This is a genomic window from Streptomyces sp. NPDC050806 (assembly GCF_055586425.1).
On the sequence record NZ_JBVJIF010000012.1, the window covers coordinates 105,310 to 119,054 of the forward strand.

The following is a 13,745-nucleotide window of genomic DNA, read 5'->3' on the forward strand; positions in this document are numbered from 1 at the left end:
GTACACAGCGCGGCACGCGCCTCCGTACGCCGCGCCCCGCGGGCCCCGTAGGGCCGGCCGGGCCCGTCAGTCGTCCCAGAAGGGGCGGGCCCGGGCCGCGGCCGCTGCGATCTCGGCGCCGTCCAGCGGCGTGAAGGTGAGTTCCACGCCCAGCAGCGGCCACTCCACCGCCAGCTCGAAGAGCTGCGGCGGCGGCAGCGGCCAGAGCCAGAGCGTGTGCTCGGTGTCGACGTTCTCGCCGGAGCCGCCGCCGCCCTCCTCGCTCAGGCACAGCACCGGCCGCTCCGGCCGCCGGCCGGGCCACTCGTCCTCGTCCTCGCGCTCGTCGACGGTGGTCACCACGGAGCCGTCCGCGAAGCGCACCCCGAAGCGCAGCAGCCCGTCCGGGTGGCGGCCCTGCGCGGCCGCCGCCTCCGCCTGCGCCACGTGCCACGGATCGTCGTCGAAGCCCCACATGCCACGGGAGACCAGCGCCCATTCCTCACGGCTCATGCCGGGGCGGCGCCGGGCGCGCAGCCGCAGCCCGATCTCCACACCGTCCGCGTAGGCGACCGCCTGGGTCGCGACGATCGCCAGGTGGTCGTTGCGGGCCAGCACCCGCTCCAGGGGCACGACGCCGCCGATGACCTCCTCGGGCGCGCCGTCCCAGGGCACCCGCGCGAACTCCAGCTCGTCGCCGGTCTCCTCGTCCCTCGGCCGGGGCGGCGGAAAGAAGTCCATGCCGCAACGGTACGGCGGGCACTTCCCGTCGCGGTACTGCTTTACGGCGCGGGCAGCGCCCCCTTTGCGGCGGGACGGAACGCTGTCCCTCGGGTACGCCGCACCGGGGCGTCTCCGGAGCCCCGGCCCGCGCCCAACATGCGGAAGGCCCGTCCGCGATACGGACGGGCCTTCCTGCGCTCAGTGGGCGCGCACGGTCAGTAGACCGGCTTGTCCGGCTCGATCTGGTTGACCCAGCCGATGACGCCGCCACCGACGTGCACCGCGTCCGAGAAGCCCGCGGACTTCAGGACCGCGAGGACCTCGGCGGAGCGGACACCCGTCTTGCAGTGCAGGACGATCTTCTTGTCCTGCGGCATGTCCTGCAGGGCGGTGCCCATCAGGAACTCGTTCTTCGGGATCAGCTTGGCGCCGGGGATCGAGACGATCTCGTACTCGTTCGGCTCGCGGACGTCGATGATCTCGATCTTCTCGTCGCCGTCGATCATCTCCTTGAGCTGCTTCGGAGTGATCGTCGAGCCGAGGGCCGCCTCCTGGGCCTCGTCCGACACGACGCCGCAGAAGGCCTCGTAGTCGATGAGCTCGGTGACGGTGGCGTTCGGGCCGCAGACCGCGCAGTCGGGGTCCTTGCGGACCTTGACCTGGCGGTAGGTCATCTCCAGCGCGTCGTAGATCATCAGGCGGCCGACCAGCGGGTCGCCGATGCCGGCGAGCAGCTTGATGGCCTCGTTGACCTGGATGGAGCCGATCGAGGCGCACAGCACGCCGAGGACGCCGCCCTCGGCGCAGGAGGGCACCATGCCCGGCGGCGGGGGCTCCGGGTACAGGCAGCGGTAGCAGGGACCGTGCTCGGACCAGAAGACCGACGCCTGGCCGTCGAAGCGGTAGATCGAACCCCACACGTACGGCTTGTTCAGCAGCACGCAGGCGTCGTTGACCAGGTAACGGGTGGCGAAGTTGTCCGTACCGTCGACGATCAGGTCGTACTGCGCGAAGAGCTCCATGACATTGGAGGAGTCGAGGCGCTCTTTGTGCAGGTTGACCGTGGTGTACGGGTTGATGCCGAGGACGGTGTCCTTCGCCGACTCCGCCTTGGAGCGGCCGATGTCCGCCTGGCTGTGGATGATCTGGCGCTGCAGGTTCGACTCGTCGACCTCGTCGAACTCCACGATGCCGAGCGTGCCCACACCCGCCGCGGCCAGGTACATCAGCGCGGGCGAGCCCAGGCCGCCGGCGCCGACACACAGCACCTTGGCGTTCTTCAGCCGCTTCTGCCCGTCCATCCCGACATCGGGGATGATCAGGTGGCGGGAGTACCTGCGGACCTCATCGACGGTGAGCTCCGAAGCGGGCTCTACCAGGGGTGGCAGCGACACGGGGACTCCGTTGGTCGGTAATTCATGACAGTTGCTCTGTCGGTAACACTGCCACGCCCTTCTTCATTCCGAGACACCAGGTCCGATGCGCGAGACGAATTCGTCCCAGTAACCGGGCAGCGTCTGCCAGGCGTCCCCGGCGCCGGTGTCCCGGCGGTCGGTGAAGAAGACGGTGCCGGCGCCCTGCCACCGGGCGATGCGCAGCGCCTCCTCCAGGTGCGTGCGCGGAATGCCGTGCACCAGGTGGCAGAACCGCTCCGGCGGATGGTCCGCGGTCCACTCCGCCACCTGTGACCAGCGGTACTCCGTCCACGGGCCGGCGAAGGTGACCAGCTGGTCGGCGCTCTCCGCGTACCCGGGGCACGGATGCTCGCCGTGCCGGAAGACGAGGTACGCGTCGTCCGTCAGGGCCCGCAGCGTGGTGGCGACGCGGCGGGTCTCGGCGAGGTGTGTCCGGTCCGTGGGACAGCGGTCCAGGATGAAGCCGTCCACCCCGTACCAGTCGAGGTACCGATGCGCTTCGGACACCAGCTCGCCGAAGCTCCGGGAGCCGTACGCCGCGTTCAGGTGGCCGAGCAGCCGGGGGCCGGGCCGCCGTCCGCCGGCACCCCGGTCCGGGCCCGTCGCCGCCCGCAGCCGGGCCACGGCAGCCAGGCAGTGCGGGTCGGGCCGGGAGCCCGGCCCGTCGGCGACGTTCAGCACCGCCCAGTGCAGCGGCCCGCCGCCGTACGGATGCGGGCCCTCCTGGGCCAGCCGGTGCAGCTCGCCCCACTCGGCCGGGGCGAGCAGCGGGTGCCCGTATCCGGGCACCCCGACCCCTAGCGGGCCGGCGCCGAGCGCCGCTTCGAGGCTCGGGGTCTGCGCGGTCAGATGCGACATGCGGCCTCCATCCAGATGTCCGCGAGCGATTCCTCCAGCCCGATGCGCGGGCGCCAGCCGAGCCGGTCGCGGGCGGTCCGCACATCGGCCTGCTGCCAGCTGCCGCAGCCGTCCGGGTACGGGTAGGCGGGCAGGCCGCCACCGGGGTGCTCGCCGGTCTGGCCCGGGATCGCGACCCGCGCGGGGGCGTGGCCGCCCGGGGCGAACCCCGGCGGCGTGTCCAGTTCGTGCAGCGCGCCGCCGAACCCGGCGACTCTGGCGAGCACGGCGGCGGCCTCACGCAGTCGTACGGCTTTGCCCGTGCCGATGTTCACCACTCCCTGGGCGGCGGAGAGCGACGCGGCGTGCACGGCGCGCGCCACGTCGCGCACATCGACGAAGTCGCGCTGCACGCCGAGCCCGCCCAGCTTCAGCTCGCCCTCGCCGGACTGGATGGTGCGGCGCATCGCCTCGGCGAGCCGGCCCAGCGGGGACCCGGCCGGCGTGCCGGGGCCGACCGGCGAGAAGACCCGCAGCACGACCGCGTCCAGGCCGGAGCCCAGCACCAGTTCGGTCGCGGCGAGCTTGCTCACGCCGTACGGGCCGCCGGGGCGCGGCACCGCGTCCTCGGCGGTGGACGACCCCGGCTGCGACGGCCCGTACTCGGAGGCGCAGCCGAGGTGCACCAGACGGGCACCGCAGCCGCTGCGCCGCAGCGACTCGCAGATCGTGGCGACCGCGACGGTGTTGTGCCGGGTGAGGTCGCGGGCGCCGCCGCGCGTCGTGCCCGCGCAGTTGATCACGACGCCGGGGTGCACCGCGTCGAGGAAGCGGGTGAGCGCGCCCGGGCTGCCCGAGGCCAGGTCGAAGCGGACGTCGGCGTCGTCGCCGCGGCCGAGCGCGGTGAGCTGGACGGCGGGGTCGGCGAGCAGCCGGTCGGCGACGTGCCGGCCGAGGTACCCATTGGCACCGACGAGCAGAACCCTCATCGCGCGCCCCCCAGTTCCGGTACGGCCGGAACGGCCGGGCGGGCGGTGGCCCGCTCCCGCAGGGCCGGGGCGGTGGCCGGCTTCCGTACGGCCGGTTCACGTACGAGTGGTTCTCGTACAGCGTGCTGGACGGTCATGGGCGAGGGCTCCTCAGAGGGGGTCGTGAAGGGGGTCGGGGTACGGAGCGGGGGGTGACGGTGCGCGGCCGGTGCCTGCGTGGCTGCGCGGCCGCGTGGATCAGGGGGTGGTCGCCGCGGGCGGACCGGGCGGCTGCGGGCCGGCGGGGCCGGGCCGGAGCGCGGCGGTACCGGGCTCCGGGGAGTGCGCCGACGCGCCGGTCAGGGCCCGCAGTCCGTACGCGAACAGGCCGAGCGCGGCGGCGGCGCAGGCCACGGCCGGTACGACGGCGGGGCCGAGCAGGCCGGCCGCCGTCTCCACGGGACGGGCCACCGCGTCCAGCCCCGGGAGCCGCCCGGCGGGCAGCGTGGCGAGGGCCAGGGCCTCCAGCGCGCCGGCCGTGGCGAGCCCGGTGCCCGCGGCCGCCGGGAAGCCGTGGACGGCCAGGAGGCGGGCGAGGAACAGCAGCGCGGCGAGGGCCAGAGCGGCGGCGGAGGGGGCGAGCGCACGGAGCGGCAGCGGCCCGGGGCCGGCGCCCGGCGTGCCGGTCAGGAGGGCGGCGGCGGCCAGCAGCGCGGTGACCGCGGCCACGAAGAGCAGCACCGTGCCGATCAGCAGGGGACGCATCCGGGCCGCGAACTCACCGAGGCCGCGGCTGGCCGCGAGCCGGCGCCGCCCGCGTACCGCGAACCGGCGCGCGCACCAGGCTGCGGGCACGACCGCGCAGCACAGTGCGACCGCGGTCGCCGTGCCGTACGGGGTCAGGCCGGGCAGCCGGAGCGGCCCGCCGGCGGCCTCCGGGGCCGCGGCGAACAGCGCCTCGAAGGCGGCCCGCCATCCGCCCGCGGATACGTCGGGGCCGCCGGACCGCAGCAGGTGGAAGAGCCGGTCGCCGAAGAGCGCGTAACCGGCGAGCCAGCAGGTCCACAGGGCCGCCACGCGGCCGGTGCGCTGCCCGCCGCCCAGCGGTCCGCTCCGCAGGCACAGCCGCAGCGCCAGAAAGACGCACGCCGCGCCGGCGACGGCCAGGGCCGGGCGGACGTACGGGGCGGGCGCCGGGCCCTGGACCGAGGCGACGGCGGCGACGGTGGCCGCGGCCAGCGCGCCCGGCAGTGCCTGCAGCGCGGCGCGGACCCGGCGGGAGGGCAGCGGCGCCGGGTCGGCGGGACGCGCGGCGTCGGGGGCGTCGGTGCGCGGCACACGGGCGTAGAGCTCCTCGGCGAGCGAGAAGACGTCACGGTGCCGGAAGCGGGCGGCCGTACGGTCGGTCACGCCGTGCGCTTCCAGTCCCGCGGCGATCTCCAGCGGGTCCACGGCCCGTTCGCACAGCTCCCGGTGGCGGTGCATCAGCTCCCGTACGGGGTCCGCGGGCCCCCTCCGGGGCGGCGTCTTCCGTGCGGGGCCCTCTTCGGGGGCGGAGTGCGGCTCCTCTTCGTGGCCCGCGTCCCGCGCCGCCTCGGGGGCGCGTCCGAGGCCGGCACCTCTTGGGGCGTCGGCCGCGTCGCCTTCGGAGGCAGTGGCGCTTCCGGAGACGGCGGCGCTTCCGGATGCGGTGGCGCTCCCGGAGGCGGTGGCGCTCCCGGAGGGCGTCCCGCCGATGGCGGGCCCGTCGGTCCCGGCCACGTCGCCCGCGGGAGCGGTGCTCCCGGCGGCCCGGCCGAGCATCGCGCTGGAGCGGGGGTCCCAGCCTCCGGGGCTGCGCGGGGTGGTGGGCAGCTCGGGCCGGTGCGCGGCCCGGGTCCGGTACGCGGTCATGCGTCGGCTCCTCCTCTCGTCCGGGCCACGCCGGCCGGCACCCGCGGCCCGGCGTGGTCCGGTCCCGCGGGCGGTCGGGCCCAGCTGGGGGTGTGGCCGCTGTCCTGCGGCCCGGACGCCGGGCGGGCGGCGGACCACCGGCCCGGAAGCTGCGATTCGGCGGTGCGCGCGAAGAGGCGCGGCGCGCCGTCCACGTCCCGCTCGGCATGGAGCAGCGGGGTGTGCGCCATCAGCTCCAGGTAGATGCCACGAAATGCCCCGATGTTCTGCTCGACGGTGAACAGTTCGAGTGCCCGGGCGCGCGCCGCCGCGCCCAGCCGGGCCCGCCGCGCCGGGTCGCTCAGCAGCGCGGTGCACGCCTCGGCCAGCGCCCGGGGGTTGCGCGGCGGTACGACCAGGCCCGTGCCGCCGATGACCTCGCAGACCGCACCCACGTCCGTGGACACCGTGGCCCGGCCGCAGAACATCGCCTCCACCAGCGTCCTCGGGAACCCTCCGACGACGCTGGACAGCACCAGCACCGCGCCCGCTTCGTAGGCGTCGGCGAGGCGCGCCACGCCGGGGTCGCCGATCTCCTCGAACGAGACCGGGTTCTCGCCGACCGTGACCGCGTCGGCGGCCTCGTCCGGGAAGAGCTGCGCGGCGAGCGCCCTGCAGTGCGCGAGATACGCGGCCGACTCCGGGCCCTCACCGGGTGCGCCGATGATCCGCAGGGTCGCCTCCGGCTCGGCGGCGCGGATCCGGGCGAACGCGTGCAGCAGGCCGATGAGGTCCTTCTCGGGCTCGACGGTCCCGACCCACACCAGGGTCTTGGAGCCGTCGGCGGCGGCGTCCGGGACGGCGGCGAACGGGGCGGCGTCCATGCCCGGGTAGACCGTGCGGAGCCGGTCGCGGGGCGCGCCGCACCGCTCCTGCCAGCGACGGATGCGGGTGTTGCCGGGGGTGATGAGATCGGCCACGCGGTACGTCTCCGTGGCGAGCGCCGCCTCGAAGGCCGCCAGCAGGGCGTGCACGGGCGTGCTGAGGGTTACGGCGCCGCGCGCGAGGTAGTGCTCGCGCAGCCGTACGCCGTACTCCGTGACCAGGAGCGGAGTGTTGCAGAAGCGTTTGGCCAGCAGTCCGGCGAGGGCTGCCGGGCCGCCGCTCGTGACGTGGCAGAGGTCGACTCCGCCGAGCCCCCGCTCGTCGGCGCACCCGGCGCCTCGCGCGCCTTCGTGCCACCCACCCTCCCCGTCGCCGTACCAGTCCAGCGACAGCGGGCGCAGCGCGGCTTCGAGCGCTTCGGTGACGGCCAGCAGGTCGCTCACCTGGGCGGCGCGCGCGGCCACTGTGGCGCCGGGCGCCCGGCAGGCCGCTTCGAGCACGCGGACGGCCGTCTCGGAGCGGAGCAGTTCGGGGAGGAGGCCGTCGGTGCGGGCCAGCTCGGCGAGGCCGTACAGCCCCGCGGCGAAACGGTCCGCCTGCGGTTCCGCACCGCTGCCCACGCTGCCTTTGCCACGCGGGTCCGCCGCCTTCGCCGGCTCGTCCGCCGGCTCGCCGGGCGCACCGCAGAACGCCGTCGTGAGGTCCGCGAAGTGCCGGGCGAAGCGTCGGCGCACGCGGCGCCCGGCCCGGGCCTTCGCGCCGGCCGGCCACCAGCGGTCCGCGTCGGGCAGCTCGCCCCCCAGCGGGGCCGTGCGTGCCACGCGGACCCGCTTCGGCAGCCCGGCCGGACCGGGCTGTGCCGCGGCGTCCCGGCCGAGCGCGTACAGCTCGAAGTCATGACCGGTGAGCCCGCGCACGAGCCGGTCGCACCAGACGCGCGTTTCACCACACGCGTACGGATCGCCACTCTCAGTGAGCAGACCTATGCGCACAAGTGCACCCCCGTTCCTCGGATCGGCGACCTTCCGGGCGGTGGCCTGATTCGGCACCGCCTGCGCCCCGACGCTACGCAGAAGCACCGGTGGCGCGACGGACGGTTGTCCATCGCGCCACCAAAAGGGGTGAAGAGGCGTAACTTTCCGCCGAACCCGGCGTTCTGATGCGCTACGTACACGGAGCGCTACATGGAGTGTCGGTCGCGCGAGCGGAGACTCTGCGCCGGGGACGTGCCGCGCGTCAGGCGGTCGGGAACGGCCAGGCGTTCGGGCGGCAGGTGACGCCGTCCGTGCTCAGGAACTTGGTCTGCTGCATCATCACGGGCGCGAGCGCCCCCTGCCGGTGACAGCCCTCGTGGTCGTGCCCCAGCCGGTGCCCCACCTCGTGGTTGATCAGCATCTGCCGGTACGCGTACATCCTGTCGGCGCCGTACGTCTCGGCACCGCGCGCCCACCGGTAGGCGTTGATCATGACGCGTTCGGTCGCGGCCGAGTCGCAGGAGACGCGCTCCTGACTGGTGTCCAGGCCGGACTTGGCGCACCACTCGTCCGTGGTCCCCGGGCTCGCCAAGGTGATCACGAAGTCCGCCTTGCCCGAGGCGACGCGCTCGAACGTCCGCCGCCCTCCGTGCGCCCAACTGCGCTCGTCGTTCAGCGTCTTGTGCACCGCCTCGGCGAACAGCCCGCCGTCCAGCCCGAGCCCGTCCTCGACGTCGACGCGGTAGCGCACCACGTCCCCGCGGCCCGGCGCCGCCGCCGCGCCGCCGGCCGGCCGGAACGTCCCCGGCCCCTTCAGATCGGCGGCCAGCGGATAGACCTTGGCCATCCTGGCCGCGTACGTGACGGGCGCGGCGGTGGGCCCGGGGCGCGGGCTCGCGGCGTCGGCGTCCGGCGAGGCGTCCCCGCCGCTCACCGGCGCCCCCTCGGCGCCGTTCTTGCGGGCGTCGGCGACCTGCCCCGCGACCACCACCGCGAGCACGGTGGTCACCGCGGCGGCGGCCACTCCGGTGAACGTGCGCCCCTTGGCGCCGCGCCGCCGGGCGGGAGCGTCCTGTGACGGCTCCCGCCCGGCGAACTCCGCTTCGTATGCGGCGAGTTCCTCGTCCTCCTCGGGACCGGAGGACGGCGGGTGCACGGGAGGCACCCCCTGCGCAGCCCCTGAGGGCGGCACGGGCGCGGTGGGCGGACCGCCCACCGGGGGGCGCGCGCCCTTCGGGGGACGCGGGCCGGACACCGCACCGGGAGCGGGCGCGGCGAAGTGACCGTCGTCGGCGAAGGCGTCCAGGTACTCCTGGCGCGGCCCCGGCCGGCCGCCGCCCGGATCGACGGGCGTGCCGAGCACACCGGGCCGGCCGCCGCCCGTACCGCGCTGATGCGGCACCAGCGGGACACCCGGCGCCTGCGGGTGGCGCGGGCCGCCGGTGTCCTCCTGGTGGGCCGGATGGCCGCCGCGCACCGCCGGGGCTTCCGCCGGGCCGTCCTCGCCGCGCCGCCGGCGGCCCCTGCCGGGTCCCGCGTCCGGCCCGGGGCCTTGGGCGGCACCGCGGGCTGCCGCGGGCTGCCGGGGCGGCGGGCCGGCCGCGGCCCGCCCGTCCATGACGACGTCGGTCTCGGTGGTGTCGGCGGTCCCGTCCTGGGCCCGGCGGCTATGGCGTCCCACTGGGCCCGTCAGCTCCTGCCCGCGTCGGCGGTCGTGTCACCCGGCGCACCGTCCGCGCCGCTCTGCGGAGCGACGGCGCCGCCACGGGTGCCCCGCGAGGCACGGCCCTTCGGGCCCCCGGACGGCATGCCCTCCGTGTCGTCCAGCAGCTCCCGGATCGCCCGGGCGACGGTCGGCGGGTACTCCATCATCGCGACGTGGCCCGCCTCGGGGAGCGTGAGCAGCCGCGAGCCGCGGAAGGCGGCCGCCGCCCTGCGGGCCATCCGGAAGGAGACGAGCCGGTCCCGCCCGCCGTAGATGAGCAGCGTGGGGGCGAGGACGCGCTCCGCCTGCCGCCACAGGTTGTGCTGGCCGCCGATCGTGTAGGCGCTGACGATGCCGCGCGAGGCGCGCTCCATCACCTCCCAGAAGTACGGCAGTTCCAGCCGGCGCGCGGTCTCCTCGACCGCCGCCGCCACCTCTTCGGGGGTGGCCTTCCCCGGATCCCCGTAGCAGAGGGCCAGCACCTCACGGGTGCGGCGCTCGGCCGTCCAGTCCCGCGTCAGGCGGCTGAAGAGGCCGGTCACGCCGGGGAGCGCCAACAGGCCCGTGGGCAGCGCGCTGAGCTGCGGCCGCAGCTCGGGAAGGGCGGGCGAGACGAGCGTCAGGGTCCGCACGAGGTCGGGGCGGACGGCGGCGACCCGGGTCGAGACCGCGCCGCCCATGGAGTTGCCGATGAGGTGCACGGGGCCGCGGCCGCGGTGATCCAGGTACCGGATCACCGTGCGGGCCTGGCCGCTGATGGAGTAGTTGCCGTCGTCCGGGGGCGGGGAGTCGCCGAAGCCGGGGAGGTCCAGCGCCTCGCCGTCGACCCGGTCGGCGAGCAGCGACATCAGGGCCGACCAGTTCTGCGACGAGCCGCCGAGGCCGTGGACGTACAGGGCGGGCGGCAGCCCCTCGCGCACCCTCGCGGGCGCGCGCACGCTGAGCGTCACGCCCGGCAGGCTCACGCTGCGCAGCGTCTCCTCGGCGCCCACGTACGGGCCCGGCCCCCCGGGCGGTACCGGGAGCGCGGTTCGGGTGTCCGGCGGCTCCGTGGAAGACATGCGTCGATGTTACGAGACGATCACACCCCTTCCGGTGTGTTCGCCATCACACGTCCCTCGCGTCACGGTCGGCGCCCGCGGGGCCGCGCACCGTGTGCGCGCTCCCGGAACCGCCACCCGTTCGCGGCGCGTACCACGTCGCGCCGGACATTCCCCTCTCATAGGCTCGTGTAAAGGACGCTCGCCCAGGAAAGGGGAGCCACCATGCCTGTCGACCCCACAGATCCGGATACCTTCGACGAGGACGAGGCGGCCGAAATGGACGTGGAAGCACCGGAGGCGGACGCCCAGGAGCAGCTGACCGAGCTCGCTCCGCACCGCGACGACGCGCTGACCGGCGGCGATCCCGACACAGCGAATGAAGCGGACCGCGCGGAACAGGCGCGGACCGTCGAGCTCGACGAAGACGATTACCGGTGACCTGAGCCGGTATGTCGGCTTCCCGCAGGCGCCGGGCGGAGAAATTCTCGGTCCGGACCGCGCACAGCCTCGTTACCCAAAAGTACGATGGCGGGCGCGGTGCACCGTGCTGTGTGCATCTCGTACGGAACGACACTGGGAGGCGGCGTGAGCGCCATCGAGCAGACAGAGGCCGCGCGCCCTCGGGGCACGCGCCTGCCGCGCCGGGCGCGGCGCAACCAGCTCCTGGGCGCTGCACAGGAAGTCTTCGTGGCACAGGGGTACCACGCTGCGGCGATGGACGACATCGCCGAGCGGGCCGGCGTCAGCAAGCCGGTGCTCTACCAGCACTTCCCCGGCAAACTCGACCTCTACCTCGCGCTGCTGGACCAGCACTGCGAGGCGCTGCTGCACTCGGTGCGGACGGCCCTGGCCTCCACCACCGACAACAAGCAGCGGGTCGCCGCGACCATGGATGCGTACTTCGCGTACGTGGAGGACCCGGGCGGCGCGTTCCGACTGGTGTTCGAGTCCGACCTGACGAACGAGACGGCCGTCCGCGAGCGCGTGGACAAGGTCTCGCTGCAGTGCGCCGAGGCGATCAGTGACGTGATCGCGGAGGACACCGGGCTCTCCAAGGAGGAGTCCATGCTGCTGGCGGTGGGCCTGGGCGGAGTGTCCCAGGTCGTCGCGCGGTACTGGCTCTCCAGCGAGCGCACGGTGCAGCGCGACACCGCGGTGCAGCTGCTCACCTCGCTGGCCTGGAAGGGCATCGCGGGCTTCCCGCTGCACGGCACGGAAGGCCACTGAGGGCGGGCGCCGGTCCACCCCCGAAGCGGGTGCCGACGGCCGTCATTGGGGCACGCCCCGGCCGCGGCCCGGCGCCCGCTCCGGGTACGGCGGTGCGACGCACGCCTCCCGTGTTCGCTGCGGGCGTGCTCCGTGACGGCCTGTCCGTCCCCGTACCGGGCTAATGTGTGCTGCGTACGGCGCGGATCGTCGCGCACCCCGCCCCCTGGTCGGACCGGGGGGACCGAGACCGTCGGAGGGACATAAGCCGTGGAGGTCAAGATCGGCGTGCAGCACGCGCCCCGCGAGATCGTCCTGGAGAGCTCGCAGTCTGCCGAGGATGTCGAGAGCGCGGTCTCCGCTGCGCTGGGCGGCAAGTCGCAGCTGCTGAGCCTGGAGGACGAACACGGCCGCAAGATCCTGGTGCCGGCGGACCGCCTGGCGTACGTCGAGATCGGCGAGCCGGCCGGGCGCAAGGTGGGCTTCGGCGCGCTGTAGGACGCTGCCGCAGGCACAGCACGCATGACGGGCGGCGGCCCGGGGAGACGATTCCCCGGGCCGCCGCCCGTTGTGCGTGCCGCGCTCGCCCGCAGCCGTGCGCTCTCGGCCGCTTTTCCCTGCTCAGGGCCGTGATCGCACCTTTGTCCGGCCCGGCACGATTGCCCGTGGCGCCCCTTGGGTACGACCGCCCACGAACGACAGTGACACCGCCGTATCAGGACGGCGTCATCGCGCGGGAGGGGAAACATGATCTTCGAAGTTCTCGGCGCCGCGGTCCTGGGCCTCGCCATCGCCCTCGCCGCCGTGCGGCGGCTGCCCGGCCGCTTCCCGACCCGGAGCCTGACGCTGGCCACGGGGCCCGGCGCGGCCGTCTTCGGGGCGCTGCTGGCCCACACGGTCCTCGGCCCGGGCTGGGCGCCCGCGGTGCTGCTCGTGGCCGTGGGCGTCTGCGCCGCGCTGCTCTCGCTGCTGCTGCGTCCCGAACCCCGGCCGGCCCGTCGGCTGCGCCGATCAGCGACGGCCTGAGGCGCCGCGGGAGGCCCGGCCGCCGTCCGGTGCGGACTCCGGCCCGGACGGAGCGTGACGGACGCTTTCCGGCCGATGTCGGGCCGGAGAAACGGCGCGTTCCGCACCGTGGGCCCCGCACCGTCCCGGACGGTGCGGGGCCCACGGGGTGAGCATCCTCATACGGGCCGGGTGACGGTCCCGGCCGGGGCGGTCCGGCCGAACCGGCCGGTCCCGCCGTCAGTACGTCAGGCGGCCAGCCCCAGGGCCGCCATCCGCTTCGTGTGCGCCTCGGTGATCCGCGAGAACATCCGGCCGACCTCGGCCAGGTCGAAGCCGTCGGCCACCCCGCCGACCAGCATCGTCGACAGTGCGTCGCGCTCCGCGACCACCCGCTGCGCCTGCGACAGCGCCTCGCCCATCAGGCGGCGCGCCCACAGTGCGAGCCGGCCGCCGACCCGCGGGTCGGCCTCGATGGCCGCGCGGACCTTCTCGACGGCGAAGGACGCGTGCCCTGTGTCATCCAGCACACCGAGCACCAGCTCCTTCGTGTCGGAGTCCAGCCGGGCCGCCACCTCGCGGTAGAAGTCGCTGGCGATGGAGTCGCCGACGTACGCCTTGACCAGGCCCTCCAGCCAGTCCGACGGGGCGGTCTGGCGGTGGAACTCGTCCAGTGCCGCCACGAACGGCTCCATGGCCGCGCTGGGCTCCGCGTCGATCTGCGCGAGCCGCTCCCGCAGCCGCTCGAAGTGGTGGAATTCCGCCGACGCCATCTTCGCCAGCTCCGCCTTGTCGTCCACGGTGGAGGCCAGCTTGGCGTCCTCGGCCAGCCGCTCGAAGGCGGCCAGCTCGCCGTACGCGAGGGCGCCGAGCAGGTCGACGACCGCGGCGCGGTACTGCGGATCGGCGGCCGCCTGCTCCCAGGTCTGGGCGGCGATCCCGGTGGGCTCGTCGGGCGTGGCGGGGGCGTCGGCGGTGGCGTTGTCAGGCGTCTCCATGGAGCGCACAATAGCCCGCCGCGCAAGCCGGGAGAGGGCCTGGTCAGCCACTCGGGTCCCACTCGACCGAACGATTGCCCGGACACACATGCGCTCATCCGGGGTATGGTGGTAATGAGCCCGCCGATTAGTCGG

Annotated in this window: 14 protein-coding genes; 4 read left to right on the forward strand and 10 right to left on the reverse strand. The window is 74.9% G+C overall.

Translation table 11 applies throughout. The annotated features are described in order from the left end of the window. Nucleotides 1-66 precede the first annotated feature (66 nt). The 9 genes from ACZ6WH_RS34020 to ACZ6WH_RS34060 form a co-directional block, all read right to left on the reverse strand. Complete coding sequence (locus tag ACZ6WH_RS34020) at nt 67-720, reverse strand: hypothetical protein (protein WP_469733351.1); 654 nt, start codon at nt 718-720, stop codon at nt 67-69. A gap of 197 nt (nt 721-917) precedes the next feature. Beyond that, nucleotides 918-2,096 (reverse strand): adenylyltransferase/sulfurtransferase MoeZ, encoded by a 1,179-nt coding sequence (gene moeZ, locus ACZ6WH_RS34025; RefSeq protein WP_361563866.1) that lies wholly within the window; start codon nt 2,094-2,096, stop codon nt 918-920. Between the two features lie 63 nt (nt 2,097-2,159). After that, a complete protein-coding gene (locus ACZ6WH_RS34030) occupies nt 2,160-2,975 on the reverse strand; it encodes a spherulation-specific family 4 protein (protein WP_469733354.1) in 816 nt (271 codons plus the stop codon). Next, complete coding sequence (locus tag ACZ6WH_RS34035; RefSeq protein WP_432858576.1) at nt 2,963-3,943, reverse strand: NAD-dependent epimerase/dehydratase family protein; 981 nt, start codon at nt 3,941-3,943, stop codon at nt 2,963-2,965. Before ACZ6WH_RS34035 ends, ACZ6WH_RS34030 begins: the two co-directional genes overlap by 13 nt. After that, a complete protein-coding gene (locus ACZ6WH_RS34040; protein ID WP_469733356.1) occupies nt 3,940-4,080 on the reverse strand; it encodes a hypothetical protein in 141 nt (46 codons plus the stop codon). The genes ACZ6WH_RS34035 and ACZ6WH_RS34040 overlap by 4 nt, the downstream gene beginning before the upstream one ends. Before the next feature lie 100 nt (nt 4,081-4,180). Next, nucleotides 4,181-5,815: a hypothetical protein gene (locus ACZ6WH_RS34045; RefSeq protein WP_469733358.1), complete on the reverse strand. Its 1,635-nt coding sequence runs from the start codon at nt 5,813-5,815 to the stop codon at nt 4,181-4,183. Beyond that, nucleotides 5,812-7,671, reverse strand: coding sequence for a glycosyltransferase (locus tag ACZ6WH_RS34050; RefSeq protein ID WP_469733360.1), 1,860 nt, complete (start codon nt 7,669-7,671; stop codon nt 5,812-5,814). Before ACZ6WH_RS34050 ends, ACZ6WH_RS34045 begins: the two co-directional genes overlap by 4 nt. A 244-nt stretch (nt 7,672-7,915) precedes the next feature. Continuing rightward, a complete protein-coding gene (locus tag ACZ6WH_RS34055; protein ID WP_469733362.1) occupies nt 7,916-9,334 on the reverse strand; it encodes a DUF3152 domain-containing protein in 1,419 nt (472 codons plus the stop codon). 8 nt (nt 9,335-9,342) lie between these two features. Next, nucleotides 9,343-10,419 carry an alpha/beta fold hydrolase gene (locus ACZ6WH_RS34060; protein WP_469733364.1) on the reverse strand — a complete coding sequence of 359 codons (1,077 nt, stop codon included), beginning with the start codon at nt 10,417-10,419 and terminating at the stop codon, nt 9,343-9,345. A 204-nt stretch (nt 10,420-10,623) separates the two neighbouring features. On the opposite strand from ACZ6WH_RS34060, the gene ACZ6WH_RS34065 reads away from it, so the two are divergent. From ACZ6WH_RS34065 to ACZ6WH_RS34080, 4 genes are all read left to right on the forward strand, one after another. Continuing rightward, nucleotides 10,624-10,839 carry a hypothetical protein gene (locus ACZ6WH_RS34065; RefSeq protein ID WP_432858568.1) on the forward strand — a complete coding sequence of 72 codons (216 nt, stop codon included), beginning with the start codon at nt 10,624-10,626 and terminating at the stop codon, nt 10,837-10,839. A gap of 147 nt (nt 10,840-10,986) precedes the next feature. Further along, entirely contained in the window at nt 10,987-11,628 is a 642-nt protein-coding gene (locus ACZ6WH_RS34070) for a TetR/AcrR family transcriptional regulator (RefSeq protein ID WP_361563842.1), read from the forward strand. Between the two features lie 249 nt (nt 11,629-11,877). Further along, nucleotides 11,878-12,105 carry a DUF3107 domain-containing protein gene (locus tag ACZ6WH_RS34075; RefSeq protein WP_361563840.1) on the forward strand — a complete coding sequence of 76 codons (228 nt, stop codon included), beginning with the start codon at nt 11,878-11,880 and terminating at the stop codon, nt 12,103-12,105. Nucleotides 12,106-12,354: 249 nt separating this feature from the next. Beyond that, complete coding sequence (locus ACZ6WH_RS34080) at nt 12,355-12,633, forward strand: hypothetical protein (protein WP_432858565.1); 279 nt, start codon at nt 12,355-12,357, stop codon at nt 12,631-12,633. Nucleotides 12,634-12,860: 227 nt separating this feature from the next. On the opposite strand, the gene ACZ6WH_RS34085 is transcribed toward ACZ6WH_RS34080, so the two are convergent. After that, nucleotides 12,861-13,610 carry a ferritin-like fold-containing protein gene (locus tag ACZ6WH_RS34085; RefSeq protein ID WP_469733367.1) on the reverse strand — a complete coding sequence of 250 codons (750 nt, stop codon included), beginning with the start codon at nt 13,608-13,610 and terminating at the stop codon, nt 12,861-12,863. Nucleotides 13,611-13,745 lie beyond the last annotated feature (135 nt).

Coding starts and splice junctions, on each gene's coding strand:
- ACZ6WH_RS34085 (WP_469733367.1), bottom strand. CDS start 13,610: ATGGAGACGCCTGACAACGCCACCGCCGACGCCCCCGCCACGCCCGAC.
- ACZ6WH_RS34030 (WP_469733354.1), bottom strand. CDS start 2,975: ATGTCGCATCTGACCGCGCAGACCCCGAGCCTCGAAGCGGCGCTCGGC.
- ACZ6WH_RS34045 (WP_469733358.1), bottom strand. CDS start 5,815: ATGACCGCGTACCGGACCCGGGCCGCGCACCGGCCCGAGCTGCCCACC.
- ACZ6WH_RS34040 (WP_469733356.1), bottom strand. CDS start 4,080: ATGACCGTCCAGCACGCTGTACGAGAACCACTCGTACGTGAACCGGCC.
- ACZ6WH_RS34065 (WP_432858568.1), top strand. CDS start 10,624: ATGCCTGTCGACCCCACAGATCCGGATACCTTCGACGAGGACGAGGCG.
- ACZ6WH_RS34020 (WP_469733351.1), bottom strand. CDS start 720: ATGGACTTCTTTCCGCCGCCCCGGCCGAGGGACGAGGAGACCGGCGAC.
- ACZ6WH_RS34060 (WP_469733364.1), bottom strand. CDS start 10,419: ATGTCTTCCACGGAGCCGCCGGACACCCGAACCGCGCTCCCGGTACCG.
- ACZ6WH_RS34080 (WP_432858565.1), top strand. CDS start 12,355: ATGATCTTCGAAGTTCTCGGCGCCGCGGTCCTGGGCCTCGCCATCGCC.
- ACZ6WH_RS34035 (WP_432858576.1), bottom strand. CDS start 3,943: ATGAGGGTTCTGCTCGTCGGTGCCAATGGGTACCTCGGCCGGCACGTC.